The sequence below is a fragment of the Polynucleobacter bastaniensis genome, from assembly GCF_018882205.1.
Classification (GTDB): domain Bacteria; phylum Pseudomonadota; class Gammaproteobacteria; order Burkholderiales; family Burkholderiaceae; genus Polynucleobacter; species Polynucleobacter bastaniensis.
On sequence record NZ_JACVOU010000002.1, the window covers coordinates 189,091 to 201,432 of the forward strand.

Sequence of the window (12,342 nt, forward strand, 5' to 3'; positions counted from 1 at the left end):
ATAGAAGAGTTACTCAAAAATAGAGATCAAGCATGAAAATCTTAGTGGCGGTAAAACGGGTTGTTGATTACAACGTCAAAATTCGGGTGAAATCAGATAACTCTGGCGTAGATCTAGCAAACGTCAAAATGAGCATGAATCCATTTGATGAGATCGCAGTAGAAGAAGCTGTTCGCTTAAAAGAGGCTGGTATTGCTACTGAGATAGTGGTAGTTTCTGCTGGCCCCACTCAATGTCAAGAAACGTTGCGTACTGCCCTAGCGATTGGGGCAGATCGTGCCATCTTGGTAGAGACCGATACTGAATTACAGCCTTTAGCCGTTGCAAAAATTCTCAAGGCACTTTCTGACAAAGAGCAGGCTCAGATCATCATCTTGGGCAAGCAGGCGATTGATGACGATAGTAATCAAACAGGTCAAATGTTAGCTAGCTTGATGGATATCCCACAGGCAACTTTTGCTTCTAAAGTAGTGGTTGCCGATGGTAAAGCGAATGTGACGCGTGAGGTAGATGGCGGATTGGAAACCATTGCGATTACTTTGCCCGCAGTCATTACTACTGACTTGCGTTTGAATGAGCCACGTTATGTGACTTTGCCCAACATTATGAAAGCTAAAAAGAAGACTTTAGAAATCGTGAAGCCTGAAGAACTTGGCGTTGATATTGCCCCACGTCTCAAAACCCTCAAAGTAGAAGAGCCACCAAAGCGCTCTGCCGGTGTAATGGTGGCTGATGTGGCGGCTTTAGTAGATAAACTGAAAAATGAAGCGAAGGTGATTTAAATGGCCGCACTTGTTATTGCTGAACACGATAATCAATCCCTAAAGGCGGCAACACTCAATGCCGTAGCTGCAGCTCTCCAATGTTCTCCAGAGGTGGATGTATTGGTGGCTGGTAATAAATCAGATACTGTTGCATCTGCCGCAGCTCAAATCGCAGGAGTGCGTAAAGTGATTCAAGTAGATGCTGCATCTTTAGCTGATCAACTTGCCGAACCCTTGGCTGCGCAAATTCTCTCTATTGCTAATAGTTATAGTCATATCCTGGCACCGGCAACTGCTAACGGTAAGAATGTCTTGCCACGCGTTGCTGCTAAGTTAGATGTAGCTCAGTTATCAGATGTCACTAAGGTTATCTCATCCGATACCTTTGAGCGTCCAATTTATGCAGGCAATGCGATTGCTACCGTGCAATCTGCCGACCCAGTTAAAGTCATTACGGTTCGCACTACTGGTTTTGATCCCGTTGCTGCAAGTGGTGGATCGGCTGCTATAGAAAAGCAAGCTGCGACTGAAGTTTCTGGTGGATCCTCTTTTGTGGGTCGCGAACTGACTAAATCGGATCGCCCAGAATTGACTGCTGCCAAGATTATTGTCTCTGGCGGCCGTGGTCTGGGTTCTGGTGAGAGGTATCAAGAAATTATTGCGCCCTTAGCCGACAAGCTGGGCGCTGCTCTGGGCGCCTCACGTGCTGCAGTCGATGCAGGTTATGTTCCAAACGACTATCAAGTGGGTCAGACCGGTAAGATCGTGGCTCCGCAGTTGTATGTTGCCGTTGGTATCTCTGGTGCTATTCAGCACTTAGCAGGCATGAAGGACTCTAAGGTAATCGTAGCGATTAATAAAGACCCTGAGGCACCCATTTTTAGTGTTGCTGATTATGGTTTAGTTGCAGACCTTAATATCGCCGTCCCTGAACTAACTAACTTACTTGGTTAAGGTAATTAAGAGGCTCCCTTAACTACCTTCACTTCTGATTATAGGAATACCTATGCCGTATGTAGCCCCAGTAAAAGATATGCTATTTGTGATGAACGAACTAGCAGGGCTATCTGAAGTTGTTTCCTATCCCTCTTATGCTGAGGCTGGCGCTGATGTAGATTTAGCCCCGGCGATTTTGGAAGAGTCTGCCAAATTTAATCAAGATGTTGTAGCGCCTCTTAATTGGCCTAGCGATCAACATCCTAGCTCATTGAAGGATGGTGTCGTCACTACTTCTCCTGGTTTTAAAGAGGCTTTTAAGCAATTTGCTGCAGCAGGTTGGCAGGGTGTTGTGCACCCCCTAGAGTTTGGCGGTCAAGGTTTGCCAAAACTGATTGCCACGGCGTGTTTTGAGATGGTTCACTCTGCAAGTCTGTCATTTGCCTTATGCCCCATGTTGACTGATGGTGCGATTGAGGCTTTATTGACTGCAGCAAGTCCTGAATTGCAAGAGCACTATGTGCCTAAGATGATCTCCGGGGAATGGACTGGATCCATGTGTCTCACAGAGCCTCAAGCAGGTTCTGATCTATCGATGGTACGTTCTCGCGCTGTCCCTGAAGCTGATGGCACATACAAAATCTTTGCTACCAAGATCTACATCACCTATGGTGAGCACGACATGGCAAAAAATATTGTCCATCTCGTACTAGCTAGAACACCAGATGCGCCAGAGGGCGTGAAGGGCATTTCTTTATTTGTGGTGCCCAAGTTCTTGGTAAATATAGACGGCTCGCTTGATGGGCGTAATGATGTGCACTGTGTTTCGATTGAGCACAAGCTGGGTATTAAGGCTAGCCCAACTGCAGTCTTGCAGTTTGGTGATCACGGTGGCGCAACCGGCTACTTAGTCGGTGAAGAAAATCGTGGTCTGGAATACATGTTTGTCATGATGAACGCAGCCCGCTTTGCGGTAGGTATGCAGGGCATTGCCGTTGCAGAGCGCGCCTATCAGAAAGCAGTGCAATATGCCAAAGACCGAGTTCAGAGTCGTGATCTAGAGGGCTCTCCAGGTCCTGTAGCCATTATTCATCAGCCAGACGTGAAGCGGATGTTGATGACCATGCGTGGCTACATTGAGGCATCTAGAGCCCTAGCGTATTACGCGGCAGCTGCATATGATGCGCAACATGCATCCCCTGATGAACTCACTCGCAAGCAGAATCAAGCGGTATATGAATTCTTAGTGCCGATTGTGAAAGGTTTCTCAACTGAGATGTCGATTGAGGTCGCAAGCTTGGGTGTTCAGGTACACGGTGGTATGGGCTTTATCGAAGAGACGGGCGCAGCACAACACTATCGTGATGCTCGTATCCTGACCATTTATGAAGGTACTACAGCAATCCAGGCAAATGATTTGATTGGCAGAAAAACAGTGCGTGATGGTGGCGCAACTGCAAAGCTGTTCTCGGAAAGAATCCAGCAAACTGAAAAAGATTTAGCAAGTAGCGGCACCGCAGATACAAAAGCGGTATTGAAGCAGTTAACCCCAGCTCGTGAAGCGTTTGAATCTTCAGTGGCTTACATTGTGGCGAATGCAAAAACAGATATTAAAGCAGTGTATGCAGGTAGTTTTGCCTACTTGCGTTTATGTGGCTTGGTATTGGGTGCCTGGCAAATGGCTCGTGCCTTGCTAGCCGCGCAAGAATTGCGTGCAAGGGATCCCAATTTCTATGATGCCAAGATTGCCACGGCACGCTTCTTTGCAGAAAATCTATTACCCCAATCTCAAGCTCTCGCAACCTCGATCTTAGAGAGTGGCCAATCCACTAATGCGCTGACAGCGGAGCAGTTTTAAGATGTAAATAGCTGTCACTGACTATTAAAAGTTGCTTAGAAAAAAAACTATCCGCATTACTGGGATAGCTTTCTTGCTTCTTGAAGTTGGGAGATGAAAAATTGTTCAAATGCAATTGCCAAGAAGGTCATCATCACACCGGCACCCAAGACCAAAGAAAAAATCACCGTTAGCACAACTGGCCAACCAGACTGAGTTGCTCTGCCAGGCTCTAAACCTGGATTAAATTGGGCATCCCATTTTTCATCAGCGCGTAAGCCATAAGTGATGGTGGTTAACCAGCTGGCCTCAAGGGTGATGAAGCCGAAAGTGATGAGCACCCAACCCGGCGCAGAGTGAAAGTGCGTATCTTTGAGAATCAACCAACCAGCGATTCCGCCGATAAAAGCGAGTAGTTGTGCCCAGCCCCAAAAGGATTTCAGTCCTTGCAAATAAAAACAGTTCAACCCGGTCCCAGGAAAAAATAATCCAAGTGAGCAGAAGAGGAGTTTGTATTTTTTCATTCAGACTTTCAGTGATGGATTATTGCAATGGTGAACCATTTTTTTATTTCGATGAATTATTTTTTTGCATGAAACTTAAAACTTCGCGATCCGCGCCAATCATGAGTAGCTGATCGCCGTTACGCACAATCGAGCGGTAATCATTTAATTCGTAAAGGAAATCATTTTCTAATTCCATGCGCTGGGGTGCGCAGGCCATCTTTGTGCTGGCAATCTGATCAAGCGTAAAGCCTCTGGCATCTTCAGTAATGCGTGCGGTAAAGCGATTGCAGCCGGTAGATCCACTAATCCGCTCACCATTGGCATCAAAGATGATTTGGATGGGGTTGCTATTGTCACCCTGAGGAATTTGCCGGGCGCGTATTTCACCTTTGCTATTGGGTGCGAGATTCCAGCGAACAAGCTCCCATTTAGTGTTGCGAAACTCACTGCTCGGAGGGCTGGTTTTGGCAGTGCAGGGTGGGATGACGTTGGCACAAGCTGTCAAAAAACCTAAACCGAGGCAAGAAAGCGTGAGAAAAAAGCGCTTAATAAGGCCTTTAGAGGGTCTAAAAGTGGCTATTCTCATGGCAATATTTCTGTAAGCTATTGTTTTTAATAATAATTTTATGATTCACTGAATACCATTCTACTGTTGAAGCTAAAGAGACGTTCGTTTAATAGCTGGATCAAGTAGGGGTTTTCGTCTAGAATGTGAGGTTTTCCGCTATACCGTGCATTTGTTTTGTTAATTTGCGCTTTAGCTGGAGCCCAAGATTTTGTAGTAATTTCATTGGGTTGTACTCAACCTGTTTTCATTTTAGATTTTAAGGAATAAATATGGTCGTCATTCGACTGGCACGCGGCGGTTCAAAGAAGCGCCCTTTTTATAGCATCGTGGCTACAGACAAGCGCAATCGTCGCGACTCGAATTTTATCGAGCGTATTGGTTACTTCAATCCACAGGCAGCAGCGACAGAGCAAGCAATGCGTATTGCTCAAGATCGTTTGACCTATTGGACTGGTGTTGGCGCGCAGATCTCTCCAACTGTAGTTCGTTTGATCAAAAACAATCCTGCGGTTTAAAGACTTCAATTCCAAAGACTCTCTCTTCGCGATAAAGTCTTTGGTAGCAGAATTTACTGGTAGTGATATTTGGGGAGTTGAGGTGGCTTCAATATGAATACACCTTCCCTAAATGATTTGATTGAGCTCGGTGCAGTCCAAGACGCTCAAGGCTTACAGGGTCAGATTAAGGTTCGCCCTCATTCTTCCGATCCCGTAGCCCTCTTATCTAGCAAAGAATTGTGGTTGTCTCTCATTCCTCGTCGGAGTGCAGGTGTTGCTGCAACTCATGAGCAGGCTTCATTGACTTTATATAAGGTGAAGCAAGCCAAAATGCACAGCGGTACGGTAGTGATTGCTTTGGATGGTATTAATGACCGCGATCAGGCGGAGGCCTTGAAAGGTGCTCGCATCTTAGTTACGCGAGAGGTATTTCCCAAGACAGATAGCGATAGTTATTACTGGGTTGATCTGATCGGTTGTAAAGCAATTAATCTTCAGGGTGAGAGTCTGGGTGAGGTGCTTGAGGTCAACGATAACGGCGCTCATGGAATCATTGCTCTTGGCGATGCGCAAACTAAAACGGTAAAACAGTTAGTGCCTTTTGTAAAAGAAGCGGTGCAAAATGTTGACTTGCCCAATAGACTGATCACCCTAGACTGGCAACCCGATTGGTAATCTGAAAAGTCATTGATCTTCCATATGCGCTTTGATGTAGTCACCTTATTCCCTGAAATGTTCTCCGCTTTAACGCAGTGGGGTATTACTGGACGTGCCTGCGAACAAGGCCTTGCCAACATTCATCTTTGGAATCCTCGGGATTATTGCCCTGACCCCCGCAAGACAGTGGATGATCGGGCATATGGTGGTGGTCCGGGCATGGTCATGATGGCAAAGCCGCTGGAAGATACGATATCTGCTATTACAGCGGCACACCAGTCTCAAAATGTCACTTCCGGCCCAATTTGCCTTCTCGCCCCGCAAGGAGAGGTCTTTTCTCAAAAGATAGCGACAGACATTTTGAATTATGGCAATTTCACCTTTATTTGTGGTCGATATGAGGCCGTTGACCAGCGCTTCATTGATCGAAACGTCGATTTACAGCTTTCAATGGGTGACTTTGTGGTTTCTGGCGGCGAATTGCCCGCTATGACCATGATGGATGCGGTCATTCGGCTCATTCCAGGCGCCCTTGGTGATGGAGAGTCTGCCGTCCAGGACAGCTTTATCAATGGCCTTTTGGATCATCCGCACTACACCCGTCCTGAAATATATGAAAATTTATCGGTTCCCGACGTGCTTTTAGGCGGACATCACGCTAAAATAATGGATTGGCGTCGGCAGAAGTCTTTAGAGCTGACGTTAAGGCTTCGACCTGATTTAATTAAATCAGCAAGAGTTAATGGGTTGCTAAGTAAAGAAGATGAGCAGTTTCTTCGAACGCTGTAAGTAATTATGGTTTTGAATAAAGTGTTTGTGTTTTGATTTAGTGAAATGGTTTTAACTGCATCCTCTGTCTGGTCCGTTGATGAAAGTCTCGGGATTAAACGCTGACAAGATGTTTAAGGATTAATAATGAATTTGATCGAAAAAATTGAGCAAGAAGAAATTGCTCGCTTAAGTGTTAACAAAGTACTTCCTGCTTTCGCTCCTGGCGACACAGTCGTTGTTGGCGTAAACGTAGTTGAAGGTACACGTAAGCGTACCCAGGCCTTTGAAGGCGTTGTGATTGCTAAGCGCAATCGCGGACTGAACTCCAGCTTTATCGTTCGTAAGATTTCATCTGGCGAAGGCGTAGAGCGTACATTCCAAACTTACTCACCATTGATCGCTAGCATTGAAGTGAAGCGTCGCGGTGATGTACGTCGCGCGAAGTTGTACTACTTGCGTGATCGTTCAGGTAAGTCTGCACGTATTAAAGAAAAACTTCCTGCTCGCAAAGTCAAGGCAGTTGCTGAGACAGCAGCGGAATAAGGTTGGCTTTAATCCAAAAAGAAGGCGGCCTAGGCTGCGCCTTTTTTATTGCCCTAAAATAAAAGCCGATGCCAAAGAATTTCAAACCCCAGGAACCAGTATTGAGTATTGCTACGCCATTGAATTTTGATGCGCAGGCGATTCCAATTCATGAGGTTTGTACAGATCAGCCCAAAGTGATTGAGCATGATTTGGACCCGTCCAAGCTAAAGCATCGCTTTCAGAATCCGCCTGTTTGGCAGCCAGAGATTACTGATGAGAATCGACATGTCATCGCTGCAGATATTATTTCCAAACGTCAAGCCGCTGGAAAAGTGACCCGGGCAGCCGTTTTGATCCCTTTGCTCCTTAATAAGGATGGGCTATCCGTGTTGCTGACCCAAAGAACGGATCATTTGCATGACCATGCAGGTCAAATTAGCTTCCCGGGTGGACGGATGGATCCGAGTGATTTGGATCCCAATTACACCGCTTTACGGGAAAGTGAAGAAGAAATCGGTTTGGACCCACAGGGGGTCGAGATCATTGGCCATTTACCTCAATATTTAACGGTTTCGGGCTATAGTGTGACGCCGGTTGTGGGCTTGGTAAAACCTCAGGCAGAATATGCATTAGATGCATTTGAAGTGGCGGATGTTTTTGAAGTGCCTTTACATTTTTTAATGGATCCTGCAAATCATCAAGTGCGGGTCTGGGAGAGTGATCAGGGTAGTCGTCGGTTTTATTCAATGCCCTATGAAAATCGTTTTATCTGGGGCGCTACTGCTGGAATGTTACGTAACCTTTATCATCTATTAAAAGTATGACTTTCTTTTCTATTCTCTTCGCCCTCATTGCTGAGCAATATCGCCCAGTAACCTCGAATCATTGGATCGCGCGCATGAGCGCTCGCTGGCTTGATTGGGTTGCTGGTGAATTCGGTGGTAAGACTGAGCAAGGTGCCAGTCCTGTAGGTGCGCGCATGGCCTGTTTGGTAGCATTCATTCTGCCAACATTCCTAGTCTTTGTACTGTACGTTGTCTTCATGGTGACCTTCCCAATTCTGGGATTCCTATGGAATGTATTAATTACCTATCTTTTTTTTGGCTTTCGCCAATTTAGCCACTCCTTCACGCTGGTTCACGAAGCGATTGCAAACCATGATTTGCCGGCAGCTCGCTTAGCACTGGCGCAGTGGTATGGCCCTGAATTAGATGCTTCTGAGCTCACCGAGACTGAAGTGATTTCACTTGCACTAGAGCGTGCCATCATTGGCTCACATCATCATGTATTTGGTGTGCTGTTCTGGTTCTTAATGCCTATGGGTCCTGCAGGCGTTGTCTTATATCGCTTAGCTGATACTGCTGCTCAGCGTTGGTCAGAAAAGGGTGACTTTAATTTGAGTGAAGCAGCACGCCATTTCTTCTACGTATTGGATTGGGTGCCGGCACGCATCACTGCAATGGGCTTTGCGATTGTGGGTAACTTTGAAGGCGCTGTCTATGCATGGCGTCACCTGACTGGCAAGTGGTCTGACTCTCTATCAGCAGTAATCTTGGCATCTGGAAGTGGCGCCTTAGGTGTTCGCTTGGGTGAACCCATGAGTGAGCCAGATAGCGATGAAGCTTTACGTATGGCCGAAGCTGGGGAGCCTGTTTTTTACGAAGTAGGTCTGGAGCCAAATGAGCGCACCATGCGTTCCGCCGTCGGCTTGGTGTGGCGTTTAGTTATCGCTTGGATGGCTTTATTGCTAATGCTGACCATCGCTCTTTGGCTTGGCTAATCCCCTGAATTTGCGTATCGGCAGTTTTTGAGTCTGAACGCAATTGCCTAAATAGCGCCAGTCTTTCTGGCGCTATTTCATTTTTGTCGACCGCTTCTCGGATTGCACAATCTGGCTCTGATTGGTGCGCACAGTTATGAAATCTACATTTCCCTAGTAGGTCATGAAACTCTCTAAAGGCGTGCTCTAGCTCGCTAACCGACATGTGTGCCAAGCCAAACTCCTGAAAGCCTGGGGAATCAATTAAAGCGCCTAATTTGCCACTCGCATCACGCCCCCAAGCCTCAGGTAGCTCAAAGTAGCGGCAAGCAGTTGTGGTGTGCTTTCCAGTATCTAGGCGCACTGAATATTCTTGGGTAATCGCTGCTGCATTAGGAACCCAAGCGTTGAGTAGGCTGGATTTGCCCATGCCAGATTGACCTACGAACACAGATACTTTGCCGCAAATGGCAGGGCGCAATGCTTCTATAGAGGCCTCATCAAACTTCGCAGAAACCTCAGTGACGGGATAGCCCATACGAGCATAAGGCGCAATGATCTTACGAGCATGCTCCAAGTTATCTTTGAGATCACACTTGTTTAGCAAGATATGCAAACCAATTTGATTGGTCTCTGCAGCAACAACTGCTCTTCCCAAAAGATCGGGAGAGAAGGCTGGTTGCGTAGCTAGCACGACTAGTATTTGATCAACATTGGAAGCAATGAGTTTGCTTTTAAAAGCATCAGATCGATAGAGTAAATTTTCTCGTGGTTCGATACGAATAATCCGCGCCTGGTCAACCGAAGTCATCTCGAGCAACATGCGGTCACCCACGGCGCCAATATGCTGCTTTGCTGGAGTGCTGACTTGAATTAATTCACCGGCAGGAGATTCATTTCCGCGCTCGTCTTTAACTAAGCGCTGCGCTAAATAATGCCTTCCATAGGAGGCAGTCAGTAGCGCATGAAATTGTTCCATTAATTAAACAATTCGAAATTACTTAGTTAAATCGTTTGAGGTTAGCAATGCGCAATGGAGCGGGTGGATGCGAGCTATAAAAAGCGGTATAGATCGGATCTGGCGTTAGGGTTGACGCATTATCTTGATAGAGCTTAACTAAAGCGGAGATCAAATCACTCGCAGAAGATTTATCTGCAGCAAAACCATCTGCTTCATATTCGTGCTTACGTGATGCCAGGCTGGATAGCGGCGTTAGGAAGAAACTAAATACTGGCGATACCAGCATGAAGAGTGCTAAAGCCAAACCACCGTTATAGCCATTTAGATTGGGCATTACACCCAGATCTGTGTAGAACCATGGTTGGGTGCTGATCCATCCCAAGAGTGCAAATGTCAGAAAGCTCATCGCGAATGACACCAGTAAACGCTTGCGGATATGGTTGCACTTATAGTGACCCAATTCATGAGCTAGGACGGCCTCTACTTCACCAGGGTTGAGCTTCTCAATCAAGGTATCAAAAAAGACAATACGCTTGGCTTTGCCCATGCCTGCAAAAAATGCATTGCCGTGCGCACTACGTTTGCTACCATCCATGACAAATAGACCTTGGCTAGCAAAATCACAGCGGCTTAATAAAGCTTCAATTTGGGTTTTCAGCGGCCCTTCTTCTAGCGCTTGAAACTTATTAAAGATCGGCGCGATGAAGGTCGGAAATATCCACTGCATTAATAGACTAAATACAGTGAGTACACCCCAAGCCCACAACCACCAAAAGTCACCTGCTTGAGCCATCAGGCTGAGGATGACCCAAAGGAGGGGAACGCCAATTGCACCTCCAACACCTAAGCCCTTGAACATATCGCTAAAAAAGAGTTTGCCGTTCATGCGATTAAAACCAAAGCGCTCTTCTAGGTAAAACTGTTTGTACCAAGAGAAGGGCAGGTCCAGAATTCCGGAGATCAAGACGATGGATATCAGCAGGGCCATTTGCTGCGCAATCCCTTCGCCCAATAGTTGCAGAAGGGATAGATTTAAAATCTGCAAACCACCCAAGAGCGTGAAGCTGATTAAGATAATTGCACTGACGCCATTCTCTAAAATACCCAGGCGCAGTTTGGCAATCGTATAGTCGGCAGCCTTTTGGTGTTCGGCCAAAGAGATCTGAGATGCAAACTCAGCAGGCACCACATCGCGATTGATAGCGACGTGCCGAATTTGGCGTTGGGATAACCAGTGGCGTAGACCAAAGCTGGCGATGAAGGCGATTAGAAAAACAATTGTGAATGTCATGAGATGATTATAGATATGAGTGAAAAAACAAGTACTCCAACATCAAAGGCGGCGCCAGCCAATGAGCACCTAATTTGGGTGGATATGGAGATGTCAGGCCTAGATCCTGAAAAAGAGCGCATTTTGGAAATTGCTGTGATTGTGACCGATGCACATCTTAATACCATCGCTACCGCCCCAGTTTGGGTGATACGCCAGGAAGACGCCTTATTGGAGGCGATGGATGTCTGGAATAAGGGCACTCATGGGCGCTCTGGCCTGATTGATAAGGTTAAGGCCTCAACCACAGATGAAGCCACTGCTGAAGCCCAATGCATCGCCTTTCTGAAGCAATATATCAAGCCTGGTATTGCGCCAATGTGTGGTAACACGATTGGTCAGGACCGACGCTTTATGGCAAAGTACATGCCAAACCTAGAGGCCTTCTTTCATTATCGAAATATTGACGTTTCGACTCTCAAGGAGCTCTGCAAGCGTTGGCACCCTGAGCTAGTGAAGGGTTTCACCAAAAAGCAGGCGCATACCGCCTTGGCCGATATTGAGGAATCGATTGAAGAGCTCAAGTACTACCGAGAAAAGTTTATCGTGCCATTACCAGAGTAATTCTGTATTCAAAACCATCGCTCACTTTATTTCTTAATAGCGCTCTTGGGCCTAAAGGCTTTGATGATGGTTTCATCGGTCTCGATATAGGGGCCGCCGATCAGGTCGATGCAATAAGGTACGGCAGCAAAGATACCTGGAACAATAGATTTGCCCTCGGCATCCTTCAGGCCTTCAAGAGTTTCTTTGATGGACTTGGGTTGACCTGGCAGATTAATGATGAGAGCGGTGTGCCCCTCGATTTCTCGTAAAACTGCGGTTTGGCGTGACAAAATCGCCGTAGGTACAAAGCGCAGGCTAATTTGTCGCATTTGCTCGCCAAATCCGGGCATTTCCCGGGTTCCAGCGTCGATTGTGGCCTCAGGGGTGACATCTCTCCGTGAGGGGCCTGTACCGCCCGTAGTGAGAACCAAATCACAGCCGAGATCGTCAGATAGCTCCACTATCGTTTCGGTGATGATCTCCCGCTCATCCGCAATCAGGCGCTCATGAAACACGCAGGGACCGCTAATGGCGGTTTCTAGCCATAATTGCAGGGCAGGGATGCCCTCATCGCTATAAACGCCCTTACTCGCTCTGTCGGAGATCGATATGAGGCCGATTTTGATTTCGTTGGGGGAGGATCTTTTCCAGGCTTCAGTATGCTTCATGTTTCTATTCTAGCTAT

At 46.7% G+C, this 12,342-nt stretch carries 15 protein-coding genes; 10 read left to right on the forward strand and 5 right to left on the reverse strand.

Annotation, left to right across the window (positions count from 1 at the left end; translation table 11 throughout):
* The first annotated feature begins 32 nt into the window (after positions 1-32).
* Genes ICN22_RS04050 through ICN22_RS04060 form a run of 3 tightly spaced genes read left to right on the forward strand, consistent with a single transcriptional unit; the run spans position 33 to position 3,558 of the window.
* On the forward strand, positions 33-782 hold the full coding sequence (locus ICN22_RS04050) for an electron transfer flavoprotein subunit beta/FixA family protein (RefSeq protein WP_216169011.1): 750 nt from the start codon (positions 33-35) through the stop codon (positions 780-782).
* On the forward strand, positions 783-1,718 hold the full coding sequence (locus ICN22_RS04055; RefSeq protein ID WP_216169012.1) for an electron transfer flavoprotein subunit alpha/FixB family protein: 936 nt from the start codon (positions 783-785) through the stop codon (positions 1,716-1,718).
* Positions 1,719-1,770: 52 nt separating this feature from the next.
* Complete coding sequence (locus ICN22_RS04060; protein WP_216169013.1) at positions 1,771-3,558, forward strand: acyl-CoA dehydrogenase; 1,788 nt, start codon at positions 1,771-1,773, stop codon at positions 3,556-3,558.
* Between the two features lie 56 nt (positions 3,559-3,614).
* On the opposite strand, the gene ICN22_RS04065 is transcribed toward ICN22_RS04060, so the two are convergent.
* Complete coding sequence (locus ICN22_RS04065) at positions 3,615-4,061, reverse strand: hypothetical protein (RefSeq protein ID WP_216169014.1); 447 nt, start codon at positions 4,059-4,061, stop codon at positions 3,615-3,617.
* Positions 4,062-4,104: 43 nt separating this feature from the next.
* Entirely contained in the window at positions 4,105-4,629 is a 525-nt protein-coding gene (locus tag ICN22_RS04070) for an META domain-containing protein (protein WP_216169015.1), read from the reverse strand.
* 251 nt (positions 4,630-4,880) lie between these two features.
* Between ICN22_RS04070 and rpsP the strand changes: the two genes are divergently transcribed.
* The 6 genes from rpsP (at position 4,881) to ICN22_RS04100 (ending at position 8,841) form a co-directional block, all read left to right on the forward strand.
* Complete coding sequence (gene rpsP / locus ICN22_RS04075; protein WP_011902362.1) at positions 4,881-5,126, forward strand: 30S ribosomal protein S16; 246 nt, start codon at positions 4,881-4,883, stop codon at positions 5,124-5,126.
* A gap of 93 nt (positions 5,127-5,219) precedes the next feature.
* Entirely contained in the window at positions 5,220-5,783 is a 564-nt protein-coding gene (gene rimM / locus ICN22_RS04080; RefSeq protein WP_216169016.1) for a ribosome maturation factor RimM, read from the forward strand.
* A gap of 24 nt (positions 5,784-5,807) precedes the next feature.
* On the forward strand, positions 5,808-6,554 hold the full coding sequence (gene trmD / locus ICN22_RS04085) for a tRNA (guanosine(37)-N1)-methyltransferase TrmD (protein ID WP_216169017.1): 747 nt from the start codon (positions 5,808-5,810) through the stop codon (positions 6,552-6,554).
* A gap of 126 nt (positions 6,555-6,680) precedes the next feature.
* Positions 6,681-7,079: a 50S ribosomal protein L19 gene (gene rplS, locus ICN22_RS04090; protein ID WP_215304837.1), complete on the forward strand. Its 399-nt coding sequence runs from the start codon at positions 6,681-6,683 to the stop codon at positions 7,077-7,079.
* Positions 7,080-7,147: 68 nt separating this feature from the next.
* On the forward strand, positions 7,148-7,885 hold the full coding sequence (locus ICN22_RS04095) for a CoA pyrophosphatase (protein ID WP_216169018.1): 738 nt from the start codon (positions 7,148-7,150) through the stop codon (positions 7,883-7,885).
* On the forward strand, positions 7,882-8,841 hold the full coding sequence (locus ICN22_RS04100) for a CobD/CbiB family protein (RefSeq protein WP_216169019.1): 960 nt from the start codon (positions 7,882-7,884) through the stop codon (positions 8,839-8,841). The genes ICN22_RS04095 and ICN22_RS04100 overlap by 4 nt, the downstream gene beginning before the upstream one ends.
* Here the strand turns inward: ICN22_RS04100 and rsgA are convergent.
* Positions 8,786-9,799 carry a ribosome small subunit-dependent GTPase A gene (gene rsgA / locus ICN22_RS04105; protein ID WP_216169020.1) on the reverse strand — a complete coding sequence of 338 codons (1,014 nt, stop codon included), beginning with the start codon at positions 9,797-9,799 and terminating at the stop codon, positions 8,786-8,788. The two genes, ICN22_RS04100 and rsgA, sit on opposite strands and share 56 nt — an antisense overlap.
* A 22-nt stretch (positions 9,800-9,821) precedes the next feature.
* Positions 9,822-11,072 carry a M48 family metallopeptidase gene (locus tag ICN22_RS04110; RefSeq protein ID WP_216169021.1) on the reverse strand — a complete coding sequence of 417 codons (1,251 nt, stop codon included), beginning with the start codon at positions 11,070-11,072 and terminating at the stop codon, positions 9,822-9,824.
* A gap of 15 nt (positions 11,073-11,087) precedes the next feature.
* On the opposite strand from ICN22_RS04110, the gene orn reads away from it, so the two are divergent.
* Positions 11,088-11,675 (forward strand): oligoribonuclease, encoded by a 588-nt coding sequence (orn, locus tag ICN22_RS04115; protein WP_216169022.1) that lies wholly within the window; start codon positions 11,088-11,090, stop codon positions 11,673-11,675.
* A 26-nt stretch (positions 11,676-11,701) separates the two neighbouring features.
* Here the strand turns inward: orn and mog are convergent, their stop codons facing one another.
* Complete coding sequence (gene mog, locus ICN22_RS04120) at positions 11,702-12,325, reverse strand: molybdopterin adenylyltransferase (protein ID WP_216169023.1); 624 nt, start codon at positions 12,323-12,325, stop codon at positions 11,702-11,704.
* Between the last annotated feature and the right edge of the window lie 17 nt (positions 12,326-12,342).

What these genes read in the sequence shown, in the direction of transcription:
- ICN22_RS04050 (WP_216169011.1), top strand. Translation starts at nt 33, where the DNA reads ATGAAAATCTTAGTGGCGGTAAAACGGGTTGTTGATTACAACGTCAAA.
- ICN22_RS04055 (WP_216169012.1), top strand. Translation starts at nt 783, where the DNA reads ATGGCCGCACTTGTTATTGCTGAACACGATAATCAATCCCTAAAGGCG.
- ICN22_RS04060 (WP_216169013.1), top strand. Translation starts at nt 1,771, where the DNA reads ATGCCGTATGTAGCCCCAGTAAAAGATATGCTATTTGTGATGAACGAA.
- ICN22_RS04065 (WP_216169014.1), bottom strand. Translation starts at nt 4,061, where the DNA reads ATGAAAAAATACAAACTCCTCTTCTGCTCACTTGGATTATTTTTTCCT.
- ICN22_RS04070 (WP_216169015.1), bottom strand. Translation starts at nt 4,629, where the DNA reads ATGAGAATAGCCACTTTTAGACCCTCTAAAGGCCTTATTAAGCGCTTT.
- rpsP (WP_011902362.1), top strand. Translation starts at nt 4,881, where the DNA reads ATGGTCGTCATTCGACTGGCACGCGGCGGTTCAAAGAAGCGCCCTTTT.
- rimM (WP_216169016.1), top strand. Translation starts at nt 5,220, where the DNA reads ATGAATACACCTTCCCTAAATGATTTGATTGAGCTCGGTGCAGTCCAA.
- trmD (WP_216169017.1), top strand. Translation starts at nt 5,808, where the DNA reads ATGCGCTTTGATGTAGTCACCTTATTCCCTGAAATGTTCTCCGCTTTA.
- rplS (WP_215304837.1), top strand. Translation starts at nt 6,681, where the DNA reads ATGAATTTGATCGAAAAAATTGAGCAAGAAGAAATTGCTCGCTTAAGT.
- ICN22_RS04095 (WP_216169018.1), top strand. Translation starts at nt 7,148, where the DNA reads ATGCCAAAGAATTTCAAACCCCAGGAACCAGTATTGAGTATTGCTACG.
- ICN22_RS04100 (WP_216169019.1), top strand. Translation starts at nt 7,882, where the DNA reads ATGACTTTCTTTTCTATTCTCTTCGCCCTCATTGCTGAGCAATATCGC.
- rsgA (WP_216169020.1), bottom strand. Translation starts at nt 9,799, where the DNA reads ATGGAACAATTTCATGCGCTACTGACTGCCTCCTATGGAAGGCATTAT.
- ICN22_RS04110 (WP_216169021.1), bottom strand. Translation starts at nt 11,072, where the DNA reads ATGACATTCACAATTGTTTTTCTAATCGCCTTCATCGCCAGCTTTGGT.
- orn (WP_216169022.1), top strand. Translation starts at nt 11,088, where the DNA reads ATGAGTGAAAAAACAAGTACTCCAACATCAAAGGCGGCGCCAGCCAAT.
- mog (WP_216169023.1), bottom strand. Translation starts at nt 12,325, where the DNA reads ATGAAGCATACTGAAGCCTGGAAAAGATCCTCCCCCAACGAAATCAAA.